Genomic DNA, 15,779 nt, shown 5'->3' with positions numbered 1-15,779 from the left:
CTGTCGCCACGAAGTGCGCATCTGGCGGAAATCTTCGGATTTTCGCCAGATGCGCTTTTTTTTCTTCGCGCTCACACTCACTCTCACGCTGTTTTTTTACCTTTCCGGCGAAACATATCCTTATGAAATTCCTCCCGGTATTACTGATTTCGCTTGTATTAACCGCTTGTACGACGGCACAGCTCAACCAAACCATGGGGGAGGTCAATAAAGCAATCGGCAAAGACGCACCGCTGACGTCGACTGAAGTAGCCAACGGTTTAAAAGAAGCACTGGTCAAGGGGATTTCCAATGGTTCGGACATGGCGTCGCAACTGGATGGATATTTTAAGAATCCCAAGATCAAGATTCCCTTCCCACCCGAGGTAAAGAAGGTAGAAGACAAACTTCGCCAGATCGGATTGGGCGGCGAGGTAGATAAATTTGTCATGACCCTGAATCGTGGGGCGGAGGATGCTGCGAAAGAAGCCAAGCCTATTTTCATAGCGGCCATCAAACAAATGACCATTCAGGATGCGTGGGGCATCCTGCGCGGATCGGACAACGCCGCAACTGAATACCTGAAGCGCACGACCTCGTCGTTACTCTACGACAAGTTCAAGCCTGTCATCCAAAACTCACTGAATAAAGTAAATGCCACCAAATACTACGGCGACATTGTCACCCGCTATAACAAGATTCCGCTGGTGGAAAAGGTCAATCCCGACCTGACCGACTATGCTACCAACAAGGCCATGGACGGTTTATTTTTGTTAATTGCGGAGGAGGAAAAAAAGATCCGTCTGGATCCTGTGGCGCGCACGACGGAGCTGTTGAAAAAAGTCTTCGGCGCCCAGAAATAATCATCGGCCATACAGCCTGGAAGGGGCTTGGAAACCGCGTTGGATATTCCAAACAATCGTTAACTTAGTCGTGCTAGAATAACCAAACCCCTTTGTTAACTGTATGGACTTTTTTGACAAACATAAGGCCACGCTCGACCGTGCGGTGGCGGCCCTTCATAGTCGTGTATTCTTCGCTAACTTTCCCGAACATCCTGCCCCCGCTGTCTATGGCGAGACCGCCGATGCCGATGGCCAACAAAAGTTCAAGGACATGCTGGGCAAGAAGTTCGAATCGTTGCAACAACCGAACCCTTCCGGGTGGGTAGGCCAGGAAGAGTCGCCCTACCTGCAACAACCGTTGGGTATTTCGTACCCTACCTTTACGGTACCTGCCTTGATAGACGAAGCACAAAAAGCTTTTCACGCCTGGCGCAAAGCCTCGATCGAAACCCGCACGGGAATATTGTTGGAGTCACTCGAACGAGTCAAAACCCGTTTCTTTGAAATAGCTTATGCCACCATGCACACTACGGGGCAGGGATATATGATGGCCTTTCAGGCATCAGGCCCACACGCGGCTGATCGTGCTTTGGAAGCGATCGCGGCTGGATATGAAGAGCTGGATCGTTTCCCCTCCAGCGTCTTGTGGGATAAGCCGATGGGTAAGTTTAATGTGCAGCTCAACAAAGAGTGGCGTGCCGTGCCGAAAGGTGTCTCCGTGGTGATCGGTTGCTCGACGTTCCCCACCTGGAACTCTGTTACGGGTATATATGGCAGCCTGGTCACAGGCAACGCCGTCATCGTGAAGCCGCACCCCGGCGCGATTCTGCCTATCGCTATCGTCGTAGCCGAGATTCAGCGCGTGTTGCAAGAACAGGGCTATGCTCCTGCCACGTGCCAGCTGGCGGTTGATACCGTGGATGCTACGATCACCAAAGAGCTCGCCGAGCATCCTGCGGTAAAACTGATCGACTTTACGGGCAATGGTATCTTTGGCAGCTACCTGGAGTCGTTGCCGGGCAAGACTGTGTTTACTGAAAAGACGGGTGTCAACTCCGTGATACTCGACTCGGTAGAAGATGCCGACAAGGTCGCGGCGAACCTGGCTTTCTCATTATGCCTCTATAGCGGACAGATGTGTACTGCGCCTCAAAATTTTTATATACCGGCGGCAGGTATCAAAACGCCTGCCGGCACACTCTCGGTTGAAGACTTTGGTAAGAAGCTGGCCGAACAGATCAACGGCCTGGTAGATAACCCCAAAGCCGGCCCGTTTGTATTAGGTGCCATTCAAAATAAAAAGACCTGTGAGCGTGTGGCCGATGCCGCGAAAATACCCGGACAGGTGTTGCTGGCGTCGCGTGTGTTTGAGAACCCACAATTCAAGCAAGCGCGTGTGGCTACCCCGGTATTGATTGCCGTCGATGCTGCGCAGAAAGATATCTTTGGCAAGGAGCTCTTCGGGCCGATTGCACTGTTGATCAAAACCAAAGACACCGATGCCAGCATTGCACTGGCGCAGGAAATGGCTCTGCACCACGGCGCGATCTCGTGCGGCGCGTATACAACCGACCCTGCTGTGAAAGAAAAGATTGCCGATGCCATGTCGCTGGCGGCCACACCGGTGTCGTTTAACCTGACGGGTGGCATTTATATGAATCAGCATGCAGCCTTCTCCGACTTTCACGTGACGGGGGGAAACCCGGCCGGTAATGCATCCTTTACCAATTCCGAATACGTGACGCGTCGCTTCACCTGGGTGGGGCACCGCGAACCGGTCAGCAAATAAGTATAGTTTTTTTTTAAACAGGAACCGTGCATTGGCGTATCACCTGAAGAAATTGTTCAGGTGTATACGCCCGGCATGTGTCTTGTAGGGCCTGTATCTTCTGCCGGTATTGCGCATCGGTCAACGCGGTCTGTATATTGTGCGCAATGTCCGCTACCGTGTCGTCAACCATGTTGCCGCGCAGGCCCAGCCCGTGGTACGCTACTCGCACCGCATTGCCCGGTGGGTCGAGAATTGAATCAACCGGATATACCAGCATCGGCACCCCCGCATCGATCGATTCTTTGATCGAATTAATGCCCCCGTGAGTAATAAACAGACCGGCATAGGAAAGTACATCCAGTTGGGGGACGGTGTCGAAAATATAGACGTGTTCGTTTGCCGCGTAGTCCGTAGCAAAATTTGTTGCCAATGAAGCAAGTGACAACAGCAGTACGACAGGCTTGTCGTGTATAGAAGCGATCAGACGTTTGATGAATTCCTCGGTATGGCCGGCATGTTCGGGTTGCACGGTGCCGATCGAACAATAGATGCAGACCTTTCCAGCGGCAATCTCTTGCTGCAGGTGCTCACGAACCTGTATGTATCGCTCACTGGCTTCTGCCGGTGCCAGGGCGGCTCGGTGTAGGGCGCCGATGTAGTGCTGCATGGGTGAAGTCGGTATACCCGGGAAGTTGAGCTCTTTCGGCAGAAGGATCAATTCGTGTATGTTTTGCAGGGCGATGCCATAGTAGATTGTCCTACCAGAGAAGAAATGCCGGGGAATGTTGTTGCGGCGTACACGACGGCGCAAGATGCTGCTGTCATCCATACCCAGGTATAGCAGCTTTTGCTTCCAGAGGCGTTTCAGGCGTTGGAGCTTTACCTTTATATGGGCGCGGCGTATACCGGCTGCGTCGCCAGGGAAAGCCGTGGTGTTGATGGGTGGCACACCGGGTATCAACGCCGCCGGGGGCATGGCATGCACGATGCCGAATTTAATGCCCCGTGCCTCCAGGTGCGGGTATAATACCAGGAAGTCGCTGGACTGCCGGTCGTCCATCAATATCAACGTTGGTCGCAGGTCATCTAACAGTGTTGTGAGCTCGCGTGCGCGTTCCGTATACAGCCGGTCGTTCCACCGGTCGCGTAGCGTGTGGAGGTAGTGTGGTGTGCGCTGTTGTACGGTATTGACCCATGCCTCGAGGCCAAGGCCGAAGGGAACGGTTTGTAAAGGGTAGTATGAAAAGCCCGAGGCCCTGACGTATGATTCGAAGAATGCTACGCCGGCAAACACTACGTCGTAGTCGGCTGCGAGTATTTCCGCTAATGGAAAGCAAGGGTTCAGGTGGCCCTTACCATGATAGCATAAAAATACAATGCGCGGCCTGGACATTGTCAACGTACGCTAGCCGTGCGAATGTAGCGGGCAAACCAATTCGGGAACCACCGCTTGAATGGAACACCGAAGGTTTCAATACCGCCGATATATACTTCATTCTTTTTCTTTTCGATGGCCCGCACAATGCGCTGGGCGCACCACTCCGGCGGTTTACCGCGATACGTAGCATCGTCTTGTTTTCCCAGCGGGCTCCCATCACCTGTGACAGCCGATAGTGTAATGGGTGTATGAATAAAACCGGGGCAAATCATTGTGACGGTGATTTTGTCACGTGTATCTTTCCACAGCTCAGCACGCAGCGAGTCAAAGAAGCCGTGCAGCGCATGCTTGGAGGCTGCATAGCCCGAGCGATAGGGTGTACCGAAAGTGCCTACCACGCTTGATACTGTTACAAAATGGCCGGTGCCCCGCTTTATAAAATGAGGCAGGATGTTTTTGGTGAGCGCTAAAGCACCGAAGTAATTTACTTCCATGAGCCGCCGGTCTACGTCCAGTGTAGTTTCTTTTGCAAGTCCCCGCTGACTGATGCCGCCGTTGTTGATGAGGATGTCTACATGGCCAAAGACCTGTACGGCGGCGTCAGTGGAAAGCCGCAGTGTTTCGGGTTTAGTCAGGTCCAGCGGCAGAATGTGTATCTGCGCCTGGACGGCCGATGGGCAGTTACCCTTTACACGTTCAAGCTCTTCTTTTCGCCGGGCGGAGAGAATGAGTCGCGCACCCTTCGCGGCGAGTGCGTAGACAAGGGCCTCGCCGATGCCCGAGGAGGCCCCGGTGACCCAAACGACTTTGGCGTGTAAGTAACGGCTCATCTATACATGGTTATTTCTTGAATACAAAATACACGGCCAGGATCAGGAATACAAAGCCGATCAGGTGATTTACCCGAAAGGTCTCGTTTTTGAAAAAGACCAGGGAGAAGAGCATAAAGACGGTCAGCGTGATTACTTCCTGGATCACCTTCAGTTCTATTAGCGAAAAGGGACCGCCGTATTCTTTAAAGCCCAGCCGGTTCGCCGGCACTTGCAGCAGGTATTCAAACAGGGCAATGCCCCAGCTGATCAGGATGATCGTGATCAGGGGCAGATTCTGGCTCCATTTCATCTCCTTGAATTTGAGGTGCCCATACCAGGCGAAGGTCATGAAGGCGTTGGAAAGTGTCAGCAGCAGGATGGTGTACAATACCCTCATACGCGATGTATAATTTGAAGACTAAGGTAAGTGCGGTAGTATAAAAAAAGCCGCGTGTCGGCGGCCTTTTTTACAGAATATTATTTCACCAGCTTTTTATACTTGATGCGGTGCGGTTGCTCATCACCGAGGCGTTTACGTTTATTCTCTTCGTATTCGCTGAAGCCACCTTCAAACCATACCACTTGTGAGTCACCTTCAAAGGCCAGAATGTGCGTACAGACGCGATCCAGGAACCAGCGATCGTGAGAGATGATAACCGCGCAGCCGGCAAAGTTGTCCAGGGCCTCTTCGAGTGAACGCAGGGTGTTTACGTCCAGGTCGTTGGTCGGCTCATCGAGGAGCAACAAGTTGCCACCCTGGCGCAGGGCAATGGCCAGGTGCACGCGGTTACGCATACCACCGGAAAGCTCTTTAATTTTCTTCTGCTGGTCCGTACCATTGAAGTTGAACTTGCCAACATACGCGCGCGAGTTTTGGGTCTTGCCACCCAGCTCGATCAACTCGTTGCCACCGGTGATGGCCTGCCATACGGTGTCTTCCGGTTTAAGGTCGTCGTGCTCCTGGTCCACGTAGGCGATCTTTACCGTCTCGCCCACGGTGAAGTTGCCCTCGTTGGGCTGCTCTTTGCCGATGATCATTTTGAAGAGCGTGGTTTTACCCGCACCGTTGGGACCGATAATTCCCACGATGCCGGCCGGCGGCAGAGAGAAGGTGAGGTTCTCGTAGAGCAGCTTGTCGCCGTAGCCTTTGGCCACGCCGTTGGCTTCGATCACCTTGTTGCCCAGGCGGGGTCCGGGCGGAATGAAGAGCTCCAATTTTTCTTCGCGTTCTCTGGTCTCCTGGCTCAACAATTTCTCGTAGGCGCTCAAGCGGGCTTTGCCTTTGGCCTGGCGTCCTTTGGGGTTCATGCGTACCCACTCAAGCTCACGCTCCAGGGCCTTTTGGCGCTTGGACTCGCTCTTCTCTTCCTGTACCAGGCGCTTCTGTTTCTGATCCAACCACGACGAGTAGTTGCCTTTCCAGGGAATGCCTTCGCCGCGATCCAGCTCCAGGATCCAACCGGCTACGTTATCGAGGAAGTAACGATCGTGGGTCACGGCAATGACCGTACCCTTGTATTGTTTCAAGTGTTGCTCGAGCCAGTATACCGACTCAGCGTCAAGGTGGTTGGTGGGTTCGTCCAGCAGCAGTACATCAGGCTCTTGCAGCAGCAGGCGGCAGAGGGCTACCCGCCGTTTTTCACCACCCGACAGGTGCTCCACGTTCGCGTCGCCGGGCGGGCAACGTAGGGCGTCCATGGCGCGCTCCAGCTTGTTGTCAAGTTCCCAGGCATTGGCGGCGTCGAGTTTCTCCTGGATCTCACCCTGCTTGGTGATGAGCTTATCCATCGCATCCGGATTTTCCATCACGGCGGGGTCGCCGAATTTTTCGTTGATGGCTTCAAATTCTTTCAGCAACGCTACCACCTCTTTCGCGCCTTCTTCGACGATCTCTCTTACGGTTTTTGTTTTGTCGAGCTGTGGGTCCTGGTCCAGTAAGCCGACGCTGAAGCTAAGGTCTGACACCACTTCTCCCTGAAATTCTTTGTCGATTCCGGCGATGATGCGCAGGAGCGAAGATTTTCCAGAACCGTTCAAACCCAGTACGCCGATTTTGGCGCCGTAAAAAAAGGATAGATAAATGTTTTTCAGGACTTGTTTGCTGGGCGGATAAATCTTATTTACGCCAGCCATCGAGAAAATAATCTTTTCGTCAGCCATGATTAAAATAAATTGTGGAGTTGCGTAGTTCAAGTAGTAACCTGTTGCCGGAAAGGGCCCGGGCAGGGGGTATCGACCTAACTGCGTTGTATTGGCCGCAAATATGGTTTTTTTACTTTACAGTGCCCAGATTTTCTGCCGTTCTTTGAATCTTTCAGGGAATTAACGTTCCTTGGCTATCAAGGGGTTACCCCGACGGTATACCACCTATGAAGTCAAAAAGCGATAGATCTGCGATCACTGTTGACTCTTTAGTAATTAATTTTATTTTTGCGAAAAATTAAAAGGAGGATTTAAGCATATGTACTGGACTCTGGAACTTGCCTCTTACCTGGAAGATGCGCCCTGGCCGGCGACAAAAGATGAGCTCATCGACTACTCCATCCGTTCCGGTGCGCCACTGGAGGTAGTAGAAAATCTCCAGGAACTCGAAGACGACGGACAGCCGTATGAGAGCATCGAAGAGATATGGCCCGACTATCCTACGAAGGAAGATTTCTTTTTTAACGAAGACGAATATTAGCAGACCCCGCTCGCCGGGTATTTTCTGTAATCAAAAGAGGCTGCCCCTTGGGTAGCCTTTTTCTGTTTGCGTTACTCCATTCATCGGATTATACCGTTACCCGGCCGCATTATCAGGACAACCGTGTTTACTTAACGTGTGTCTTCCACGATTAAAGCCATCTAAACTATTTACGAGTATATCTATGGTACATTTTTTCCAAGGCAGAAGCATCATTACTTTTCTGCTCACCGTTTGCATCCTGCTGGCCTCTTGCCAGAACACAAACAAAGCTACTAAGGGCGCCATCATTGGCACGGCAGGCGGCGCAGCCGCCGGTGCTGTGATCGGGAAAATTGCCGGTAATACCGCCGCAGGGGCCATCATCGGCGCAGCGGTCGGGGGTACCGCCGGTTATTTTATTGGCCGCTACATGGACCGCCAGGCAGCCGAGCTGCAAAAAGATCTGGAAGGTGCCACCGTGGAGCGTGTAGGCGAGGGGATCAAGATCACCTTCCACCAAGGCATTCAGTTTGCCGTCAACTCCTCCAACCTGACCGCCTCCTCTAAAACAAACTTGCAGGATTTGGGAAAAGTGCTGAACAAGTACTCGGATACCAACATCCTCGTCGAAGGCCACACCGACTCCACCGGTAAGCACGACTACAATCAAACGCTCTCTGAAAAACGCGCGGCGTCTGTATCGACATATTTGAAAACGCAGGGCGTAACGGGCGTGCGTATCACGACGGTGGGCTATGGTCCGGATCAGCCTGTGGGTGATAACGGCAGCGAATATGGCCGCCAGCAGAACCGTCGTGTGGAGGTAGCAATCTTTGCGAATGACAAGCTGAAGAAGAAAGCCGAGAAGGGAGAAATTGGGTAAAACAGTGTGAGCGGGAATGCAGGGATAGCGCCCGTTGCTGGCGCAAGAGTTAGCGCGAAGCGCGTCTCTTGTGCCTGTTTAATGTCAGTCTTCAGACTGACGTCGACCCAGCCAACGCTGAAGGCCTCGTCAGTCTGAAGACTGACATTAGACAGGCACAAGTCTCCGCCCCGCGGCGGGGCTAAGACTTGCGCCAGCAAAATTCCATTATTGTCGGGCGTTGAGTAACGCTTCCGCCACAATCAAATCCTCCGGTGTCGTAATCTTCAAATTATCATAGCTCCCTTCAAATAGCGAGATCGTATGCCCCGCCCGCTCGGCAACACTGGCATCGTCCGTCAGCATGGCATCTTCCGGCAACGCATAGGCCTGTTGAATAAGGTCTATCCGAAACGTCTGCGGCGTTTGAATCAGCCGGTAAAGCGCGCGATCCACTGCACGCGTATGGTGCTGATCCGTTACCCGAATAGAATCTTTCAGGCGTACCGCCGCCACCGCGCTACCCTGAAGCGCCGCCAACCGGAAAGACGCGGCAATAATGTCCTCACGGATCAACGGACGCACGCCGTCGTGTATAGCCACCAGACCGGTGCCCTGAATCTGGCGCAGGCCGTTCTGTACCGATTGAAACCGCGAAGCGCCTCCCGTGACGATTTGCAACGGGTGGGTAAAGGCATGCTGTTGGCACAGTGCCTCCCACGTTGGGCGGTCTTCTTCGGGTAAGACCAGGATCACCTGTATTGTCCTGGAATAGCGGTAAAACGCATCGATGGTATGCATCAATACCGGGCGTCCTTTTATTTCCAGAAACTGCTTGGGCAGGCTGGCCTTCATGCGTGTGCCTTTGCCACCGGCCACGATCAGCGCATATTCGGGTTGAACAGACATGGTGCAAATGTGCATAAAAGAAGGCATTGATGGACGTCATTTATTTGAATAGCTTTAGGGACACAAGTAGTATATCGATCAGTAATGCAACGAATAGCCATTGACATGGATGAGGTGATCGCCGACGCGTATCACCGTTTTTTTGAGTGGTATGAGCGGGATTTTAATTGCAGGCTTGACCCGGACCTCTGTCGCGGAAAGTATCTGCGCGATGTCGTGCCGGCCGATCAGCGCACACACGTCATGAAGTATGCGCATACCGACGGGTTCTTTAAAGACCTGCTGGTGATGCCCGATAGCCAGGAGGTGATCCTTGCGTTATCGAAGAAATATGAGATTTTCATTGCCAGCGCTGCGATGGAATTTAAGACATCGCTTGTACACAAGCTCGAATGGATGAACGAGCATTTTCCGTTTATACCGTGGAATAATATCGTGTTCTGCGGCAGCAAAAGCATCATCAACGCGGATTACCTCATTGACGACCACATACGCAACTTTAAAGGGTTTGAAGGGCAGGGCATTTTGTTTACGTCGCCGCACAACGTCCACGAGCCCTGGTCGCCGCGTGTCAACAACTGGCGCGAAGTAGCCGCGTTGTTGTTGTAGTCGTACCGTGATATAAAAACAAAACGGTCCCGACATTGCCGGGACCGCTTGTATGTTCTTTAGAAGACGCTGCTTAGATGATCAGCATAGCGTCACCGTATGTCAGGAATTTATACTTTTCTTTTCTTGCCACTTTGTAGGCTTCCGTGATCACGTCATAGCCACCAAACGCAGAGGCCATCATCAGGAGGGTAGACTCCGGCATGTGGAAGTTGGTGATCATGGCGTTGCAGATCTTGAAGTCATACGGCGGGAAGATGAACTTATCCGTCCAGCCCTCACGTGCCTTTAGGCGGTTCGTGGCCGATACAGCCGACTCCAGCGCACGCATGGTGGTGGTGCCGATGGCGCACACCCTGTTTTTATTGTCGAGGGCTTTGTTTACGATATTGACGGCTTCCGGGCCGACGATAAAGTTTTCAGAGTCCATCTTGTGTTTGGTCAAATCTTCTACGTCCACCGGACGGAAGGTGCCGAGGCCGATGTGCAGTGTGATGTAGGCCATGTCCACACCTTTCAGTTGCAGACGCTTCAGCAGCTGGCGTGTAAAGTGCATGCCGGCGGTAGGGGCGGAGACAGCACCTTTGTTTTTTGCAAAGATGGTCTGAAAGCGCTCTTTGTCTTCGGGCTTGATCTTTCTTTTGATATACTTCGGCAGCGGAGTTTCGCCCAGGGTTTCTACTACTTTGTCGAAGGCAGCCGAGTCGCCGTCGAACAGGAAGCGGATGGTACGTCCACGGGAAGTGGTGTTGTCAATAACTTCGGCTACCAGGTCGCCGTTACCAAAGTAGAGCTTGTTGCCTACGCGGATTTTGCGGGCAGGATCTACCAGTACGTCCCACAGGTGCATGTCGGCGTTCAGCTCGCGGAGCAGAAACACTTCGATCTTGGCACCGGTCTTTTCTTTGCGGCCATACAGACGCGCCGGGAACACCATGGTGTCATTGCCTACCATTACATCGCCATCGCCAAAATATTCAACAACGTCCTTGAATACCTTATGTTCGATCTTGCCAGAGTCTTTATGCACGACCATTAACCGCGACTCGTCACGGTTTTCGGCTGGGTCTAGGGCTATAAGGTTGTTGGGGAGTTCGAACTTAAATTCCGATAACTTCATATTTGTATAAGCAAAAGACGCCCAATAAAGGGTAAATTTTTAAGAGGTTGCAAAAATAAGGTAACAATTGGCTTTTGCGACAAAACGACCTGTTTTTTTCAGTACTGTAACAAAAATGTGTTTTTTTGGTCTATAGAGAGTAATTCCGGTACCATCCCGGCCGACAAACCATTCCAAAAGCGTTACGTTAGTAGTTTAAAATGAAGACTTTAGGCCAGATTTTCGAGAGTTTCAGGTTTGCCTGGAAGGCGCTGCGCTCCAATATCCTGCGTACCGTCCTGTCCCTGCTGGGGGTAACGGTGGGCATCTTTGCCATTATCGCGGTGTTGACCTTGGTCGATTCCCTGGAGAACAACATTAAAGACAGCTTCAAATTTGTGGGGAGCAACGTGATTTACCTGGACAAATGGCCGTGGCTGCCCGAAAATGAAGGCGAAGAATACCGCTGGTGGGATTTCCTCCGCCGGCCTACTCCCTCTACTAATGAGTTTAAATTCTTGCAGGAAAACCTGAAACACGCCAGCAGCCTGGCCATTTTTGCCGAGCACGGCAGCATGACCGTCAAACACAAAAGCAACAGCATCGGCGAGGTACGGTTGGTCGGTGCCAGCGAAGGTTACGACAATATCTTTAATGTAAACATCGATAAAGGCCGCTACTTCACGGTCGACGAGCTGAATGCAGGCCGCAATGTGGTGGTCATTGGCAACGAGGTGGCGCGTGTATTGTTCCCCTTTCAGGAGGACCCTACCGGCGAGATCGTCAAGGTACGGAACCGGAAGTTTGTGGTCATTGGCGTGGTGAAGAAGGAGGGGCAGAGCTTCCTCGGTACGCCGAGCAATGACTACGTCAACATCATCCCGTACAATGCCTTCCGCAAATTTTACCAGACCGGCACCGGACGTTGGAATGAGCTCGAATCGGGCATTGGCCTGCGGGGCTACGATTCAGACTTTGGATTGGTGGAGTTGGAGAACGAGGTACGTGGCGTCATGCGCGTACGGCGCGGGCTGCGACCGGTAGAGAAAGACGACTTTGCGATTAACCGGCCGGAGGCTCTGGCAAATATTATCGGTAGCCTCTTTGATGTTGTGGGCTTTGCCGGTTGGATGATTGGTGGCTTCTCCATGCTGGTTGGCGGTTTTGGTATTGCCAACATCATGTTTGTGTCGGTAAAGGAACGTACGCCGATTATTGGATTGCAGAAGTCGCTTGGCGCGAAGAATTACTTTATTCTTTTCCAGTTTCTATTCGAGGCGATCTTTCTAAGCTTGATTGGGGGTATGATGGGATTGTTCCTGGTGTTTTTGATTACGCTCATTCCGATGGGAAGCTTGCAGGTAGTGTTGTCGGTGGAGAATACGGTGTTGGGATTGGTGGTGTCGACAGTAATTGGATTGGTGTCGGGAATTGTGCCGGCGGCTATGGCGGCGAGGTTGGATCCTGTTGTTGCTATTCGAGCGGCGTAGGTCGTGCGATGGTGAATAGCTCAAGAAATAAAAACAGCGCGGCTTTTGACCGCGCTGTTTTTATGGGATGTATGGATAAAGCCTATTCGTCTTCTTCTTTGGAAGCCGCTTCCAAAACTTTCTTGCCGTCTTTGGTCTCTTTGCCTGCTGTTTCGCCGGCGATCTTTTCTTTGATTTTGGCTTCGAGCTCGTCCAGCAGCTCCGGATTGTCTTCGATGAGCTGTTTTACGGCATCGCGGCCCTGGCCGAGTTTGTTGCCACTGTAAGAGAACCATGAGCCGGATTTCTGGATGACGTTGAGCTCTACGCCCAGGTCGATGATTTCACCGGACTTCGAAATGCCGCGGCCGTACATGATGTCGAACTCGACAACTTTGAACGGAGGGGCTACTTTGTTTTTCACCACTTTCACTTTTACGCGGTTACCGGTAATGTCGTCGGCAGCTTCTTTGATCTGGCCGATACGACGGATGTCGAGACGCACCGACGCGTAGAACTTCAAGGCATTACCACCGGTGGTGGTTTCGGGGTTGCCGAACATCACACCGATCTTTTCACGCAGCTGGTTGATGAAGATACAGCAGCAACCAGTTTTGCTGATGGTACCTGTCAGCTTCCGCAGCGCTTGCGACATGAGGCGGGCTTGCAAGCCCATTTTACTTTCGCCCATTTCGCCTTCCAATTCGCCTTTCGGCACGAGGGCAGCCACGGAGTCGATAACGATGATGTCGATCGCGCCCGAGCGGATCAGGTGGTCGGCAATTTCCAGTGCCTGCTCACCGTTGTCAGGCTGAGAGATCAACAGGTTTTCTGTATCAATGCCCAGTTTTTCGGCATAAGCCCTATCAAACGCGTGTTCCGCGTCGATAAAGGCCGCCAGACCACCTTTTTTTTGCGCTTCTGCAATGCAATGCAGGGTAAGCGTGGTTTTACCCGACGATTCAGGACCGTAGATTTCAATGACCCGGCCGCGGGGAATACCGCCAATACCCAGGGCGATGTCAAGACCCAGCGAACCCGTTGAGATCGCCGCGATGTCCACCACCTTCTCATCGCTAAGTTTCATGACCGTACCTTTTCCGTAGGTCTTATCAAGTTTGTCGAGCGTTAACTGAAGAGCCTTCAGTTTCTCTTTTGCGTCACTTTTTGTATCACTCATGTTTCTGTTATTTATTCCATTAGGGGTAAGTAGAGGGCTCAGCGTAGACGAAAGTACGACATTGTTAATATGTCGGCTTCGCCTGACCGGCTTATTATTTAACCCGGCCTTTCTGACTCCTCGTATGAATTATCAACTATTAATATTAGTTAAAATTCGATTCAAAAATACTATTTAAAATAGAAAATCAAAATTTCTGGATTGGGTAAGACTGTGTTTTTTGGAAAACGGTTGTATATCTTGGACGTTTTAACCTTTTAATGGCACAGACGCGCAAAATCCTAAAACGCATCCTGGCAGGCCTCGGCCTGGTCATCGTGGTATTGCTGGTGATCTATGGCGACCTCGTCTTGTACGGGCTGCGCCAGGGGTATGGCCAGCTTAACATTATCTGGAATGCCCGCCCGGTGGAGGAGTTCATGCAGGACCCCAACTTCCCCGATTCACTCAAGACGCGGCTGCGGCTCATTGATGAGGTGCGCCGGTATGCCGTCGACTCGCTCGGATTAAAAGACACCGAGAACTATAAGACATTATACGACCAGAAAGGCAAGGAGGTGATGTGGGTGGTGCTGGCCAGCGAAGCATTTAAGCTCGCACCTAAGGAATGGAAGTTTCCGGTCGTGGGTTCTGTGCCGTACAAAGGATTCTTTAACGAAAAGCGCGCGTTTGCGCTCAAGCGTGCGTTGGAAGAGGAAGGGTATGATGTGATTGTGCGAAACCCCGGGGGCTGGTCTACGCTGGGATGGTTCACCGATCCTATTCTCAGTAAGATGTTAAGTCGCAGTGAAGGCGATCTCGCCAATCTCATCATTCACGAGATGTCGCATGCCACCATCTTTGTCAAAGACAGTATCGACTTCAACGAGAACCTTGCGACGTTTATTGGCGACCGCGGGGCGGAGCAATTTCTGATTCATAAGTACGGCGCTACCTCGCTGCAGTATACGGAGTATATCGACGAAGACCGTGACTACTTACAATACGTAGACCACATGCTGCGCGGCGCAGCAACGCTCGACAGTGTGTACAGTGCGCTCGATCCGCAAGCACCGAAAGCAGCGAAGCTACGCATCAAAGAAGATGCTATTCGCCGCATCATTACCAACCTGGATACACTCTCTCTCCGGCTCAATAAAAATCCCGCGCAGCGCTTTAAAAATAAGCTGCCCAACAATGCCTACTTCATGAACTTCCGGCAGTACCAGGCGAAGCAAACGGACTTTATGCAGGAGTGGAAAAAAGACTTTGGCGGCAACTTGCGCGCGTACATTGCGCACCTCAGTGAGGTGTATCCGTTCCTGTAAACCCTGTCACCGAAAGATGGACGTACGTTGAGATGTGTGTTTCACACGATTGTTACGCAGGATAGACCCGTTAGTATGTTACGTAATTGTTACCAGGGCTTAAGGAATCGTTAAGAAACAGGCCGGCGTTTTTAATAGGTGTTTTTCTACCTACTTTTGATTTAAAAAGTTGAACTATGGGAAACAAGCAAATGCACAAAGTGCTTGTCGTGGACGATGAAGAACCCATCCTGGAGCTTCTGAAATACAATTTAGAGAAGGGTGGGTACGATGTCAAAACGGCTTCTGACGGTTCAAAAGCAGTGGACATTGCCAAACGATTCGTTCCCGATTTGGTCCTGCTGGACATTATGATGCCCAAAATGGACGGCGTGGAAACCTGCCGCCTGCTGCGCGACATTCCCGAGCTTCAAAAGACTTTCGTGGTATTCCTGACAGCCCGTTCTGAAGAGTATTCAGAAGTGGCCGCCTTTGACGTGGGTGCCGATGATTACATCACCAAGCCCATCAAGCCCCGTGCGCTGATGAGCCGCATCAGCGCCCTCTTCCGCCGCGATTCGAAGAAAACATCACCGTCCAGCCTCATCACCATCGGTGACCTGACGATCGACCGCACCAGCTATACCATCAAGATCAACGATAAGGAAGTCAACCTTCCCAAGAAAGAGTTCGAGCTGTTGTATTTCCTGGCACAGAACCCCAATAAAGTGTTCAGCCGCGAAGATTTGCTGCAGAACATCTGGGGCTCGGATGTATACGTCCTGGCGCGTACGGTAGACGTGCACATCCGCAAGGTGCGTGAAAAAATCGGCGACGATTACATCACGACCGTGAAAGGTGTGGGGTATAAATTCAGCTTGAATTAATCCCGCAGTAACGGATAACGACTATCTT

General features: G+C 51.8%; 15 protein-coding genes. 8 read left to right on the top strand and 7 right to left on the bottom strand.

Annotated elements, in window-relative coordinates; genetic code table 11:
- Positions 1-122: 122 nt before the first annotated feature.
- Positions 123-842, top strand: a complete 720-nt coding sequence (locus KK062_RS12650) for a DUF4197 domain-containing protein (RefSeq protein WP_254084663.1) — start codon at positions 123-125, stop codon at positions 840-842.
- 103 nt (positions 843-945) lie between these two features.
- The gene (paaN, locus tag KK062_RS12645; RefSeq protein ID WP_254084662.1) at positions 946-2,613 is read left to right on the top strand and encodes a phenylacetic acid degradation protein PaaN; all 1,668 of its coding nucleotides are present in this window, start codon (positions 946-948) and stop codon (positions 2,611-2,613) included.
- 13 nt (positions 2,614-2,626) lie between these two features.
- Here paaN and KK062_RS30935 read toward each other — a convergent pair whose 3' ends face one another.
- From KK062_RS30935 to ettA, 4 genes are all read right to left on the bottom strand, one after another.
- Complete coding sequence (locus KK062_RS30935; RefSeq protein WP_317195773.1) at positions 2,627-3,988, bottom strand: glycosyltransferase; 1,362 nt, start codon at positions 3,986-3,988, stop codon at positions 2,627-2,629.
- 2 nt (positions 3,989-3,990) lie between these two features.
- Entirely contained in the window at positions 3,991-4,803 is an 813-nt protein-coding gene (locus KK062_RS12635; protein ID WP_254084661.1) for an SDR family oxidoreductase, read from the bottom strand.
- Between the two features lie 10 nt (positions 4,804-4,813).
- Positions 4,814-5,182, bottom strand: coding sequence for a DMT family protein (locus KK062_RS12630; RefSeq protein ID WP_254084660.1), 369 nt, complete (start codon positions 5,180-5,182; stop codon positions 4,814-4,816).
- Between the two features lie 80 nt (positions 5,183-5,262).
- Complete coding sequence (gene ettA / locus KK062_RS12625) at positions 5,263-6,945, bottom strand: energy-dependent translational throttle protein EttA (protein ID WP_254084659.1); 1,683 nt, start codon at positions 6,943-6,945, stop codon at positions 5,263-5,265.
- A gap of 301 nt (positions 6,946-7,246) precedes the next feature.
- Here ettA and KK062_RS12620 point away from each other — a divergent pair, with 301 nt between their 5' ends.
- Both KK062_RS12620 and KK062_RS12615 read left to right on the top strand, forming a co-directional pair.
- Positions 7,247-7,468 (top strand): DUF2795 domain-containing protein, encoded by a 222-nt coding sequence (locus KK062_RS12620; RefSeq protein ID WP_039751840.1) that lies wholly within the window; start codon positions 7,247-7,249, stop codon positions 7,466-7,468.
- Between the two features lie 184 nt (positions 7,469-7,652).
- On the top strand, positions 7,653-8,333 hold the full coding sequence (locus KK062_RS12615; RefSeq protein WP_254084658.1) for a YiaD family glycine zipper/OmpA-like lipoprotein: 681 nt from the start codon (positions 7,653-7,655) through the stop codon (positions 8,331-8,333).
- A 207-nt stretch (positions 8,334-8,540) separates the two neighbouring features.
- On the opposite strand, the gene KK062_RS12610 is transcribed toward KK062_RS12615, so the two are convergent.
- Positions 8,541-9,221 carry a 2-C-methyl-D-erythritol 4-phosphate cytidylyltransferase gene (locus tag KK062_RS12610; RefSeq protein WP_254084657.1) on the bottom strand — a complete coding sequence of 227 codons (681 nt, stop codon included), beginning with the start codon at positions 9,219-9,221 and terminating at the stop codon, positions 8,541-8,543.
- 84 nt (positions 9,222-9,305) lie between these two features.
- Here KK062_RS12610 and KK062_RS12605 point away from each other — a divergent pair, with 84 nt between their 5' ends.
- Positions 9,306-9,830 carry a 5' nucleotidase, NT5C type gene (locus KK062_RS12605; protein WP_254084656.1) on the top strand — a complete coding sequence of 175 codons (525 nt, stop codon included), beginning with the start codon at positions 9,306-9,308 and terminating at the stop codon, positions 9,828-9,830.
- 73 nt (positions 9,831-9,903) lie between these two features.
- Here the strand turns inward: KK062_RS12605 and queA are convergent, their stop codons facing one another.
- Complete coding sequence (gene queA, locus KK062_RS12600; RefSeq protein WP_254084655.1) at positions 9,904-10,950, bottom strand: tRNA preQ1(34) S-adenosylmethionine ribosyltransferase-isomerase QueA; 1,047 nt, start codon at positions 10,948-10,950, stop codon at positions 9,904-9,906.
- Between the two features lie 200 nt (positions 10,951-11,150).
- On the opposite strand from queA, the gene KK062_RS12595 reads away from it, so the two are divergent.
- Positions 11,151-12,419, top strand: coding sequence for an ABC transporter permease (locus tag KK062_RS12595; RefSeq protein WP_254084654.1), 1,269 nt, complete (start codon positions 11,151-11,153; stop codon positions 12,417-12,419).
- A gap of 82 nt (positions 12,420-12,501) precedes the next feature.
- On the opposite strand, the gene recA is transcribed toward KK062_RS12595, so the two are convergent.
- Positions 12,502-13,578, bottom strand: a complete 1,077-nt coding sequence (gene recA / locus KK062_RS12590) for a recombinase RecA (RefSeq protein ID WP_254084653.1) — start codon at positions 13,576-13,578, stop codon at positions 12,502-12,504.
- Positions 13,579-13,838: 260 nt separating this feature from the next.
- On the opposite strand from recA, the gene KK062_RS12585 reads away from it, so the two are divergent.
- Together KK062_RS12585 and KK062_RS12580 are read left to right on the top strand one after the other, a co-directional pair.
- A complete protein-coding gene (locus KK062_RS12585; RefSeq protein ID WP_254084652.1) occupies positions 13,839-14,885 on the top strand; it encodes an aminopeptidase in 1,047 nt (348 codons plus the stop codon).
- Positions 14,886-15,061: 176 nt separating this feature from the next.
- Positions 15,062-15,751 (top strand): response regulator, encoded by a 690-nt coding sequence (locus KK062_RS12580; protein WP_254084651.1) that lies wholly within the window; start codon positions 15,062-15,064, stop codon positions 15,749-15,751.
- Positions 15,752-15,779: the final 28 nt, after the last annotated feature.

It is taken from the genome of Dawidia cretensis, from assembly GCF_018598175.1.
In the GTDB taxonomy this organism is placed as follows: domain Bacteria; phylum Bacteroidota; class Bacteroidia; order Cytophagales; family Cyclobacteriaceae; genus Ohtaekwangia; species Ohtaekwangia cretensis.
This window is presented reverse-complemented; position numbering and strand designations above follow the sequence as displayed.

Bases quoted from the DNA above. Each gene is read 5' to 3' on its own strand.
- KK062_RS12650 (WP_254084663.1), top strand. From the start codon at position 123: ATGAAATTCCTCCCGGTATTACTGATTTCGCTTGTATTAACCGCTTGT.
- paaN (WP_254084662.1), top strand. From the start codon at position 946: ATGGACTTTTTTGACAAACATAAGGCCACGCTCGACCGTGCGGTGGCG.
- KK062_RS30935 (WP_317195773.1), bottom strand. From the start codon at position 3,988: ATGTCCAGGCCGCGCATTGTATTTTTATGCTATCATGGTAAGGGCCAC.
- KK062_RS12635 (WP_254084661.1), bottom strand. From the start codon at position 4,803: ATGAGCCGTTACTTACACGCCAAAGTCGTTTGGGTCACCGGGGCCTCC.
- KK062_RS12630 (WP_254084660.1), bottom strand. From the start codon at position 5,182: ATGAGGGTATTGTACACCATCCTGCTGCTGACACTTTCCAACGCCTTC.
- ettA (WP_254084659.1), bottom strand. From the start codon at position 6,945: ATGGCTGACGAAAAGATTATTTTCTCGATGGCTGGCGTAAATAAGATT.
- KK062_RS12620 (WP_039751840.1), top strand. From the start codon at position 7,247: ATGTACTGGACTCTGGAACTTGCCTCTTACCTGGAAGATGCGCCCTGG.
- KK062_RS12615 (WP_254084658.1), top strand. From the start codon at position 7,653: ATGGTACATTTTTTCCAAGGCAGAAGCATCATTACTTTTCTGCTCACC.
- KK062_RS12610 (WP_254084657.1), bottom strand. From the start codon at position 9,221: ATGTCTGTTCAACCCGAATATGCGCTGATCGTGGCCGGTGGCAAAGGC.
- KK062_RS12605 (WP_254084656.1), top strand. From the start codon at position 9,306: ATGCAACGAATAGCCATTGACATGGATGAGGTGATCGCCGACGCGTAT.
- queA (WP_254084655.1), bottom strand. From the start codon at position 10,950: ATGAAGTTATCGGAATTTAAGTTCGAACTCCCCAACAACCTTATAGCC.
- KK062_RS12595 (WP_254084654.1), top strand. From the start codon at position 11,151: ATGAAGACTTTAGGCCAGATTTTCGAGAGTTTCAGGTTTGCCTGGAAG.
- recA (WP_254084653.1), bottom strand. From the start codon at position 13,578: ATGAGTGATACAAAAAGTGACGCAAAAGAGAAACTGAAGGCTCTTCAG.
- KK062_RS12585 (WP_254084652.1), top strand. From the start codon at position 13,839: ATGGCACAGACGCGCAAAATCCTAAAACGCATCCTGGCAGGCCTCGGC.
- KK062_RS12580 (WP_254084651.1), top strand. From the start codon at position 15,062: ATGGGAAACAAGCAAATGCACAAAGTGCTTGTCGTGGACGATGAAGAA.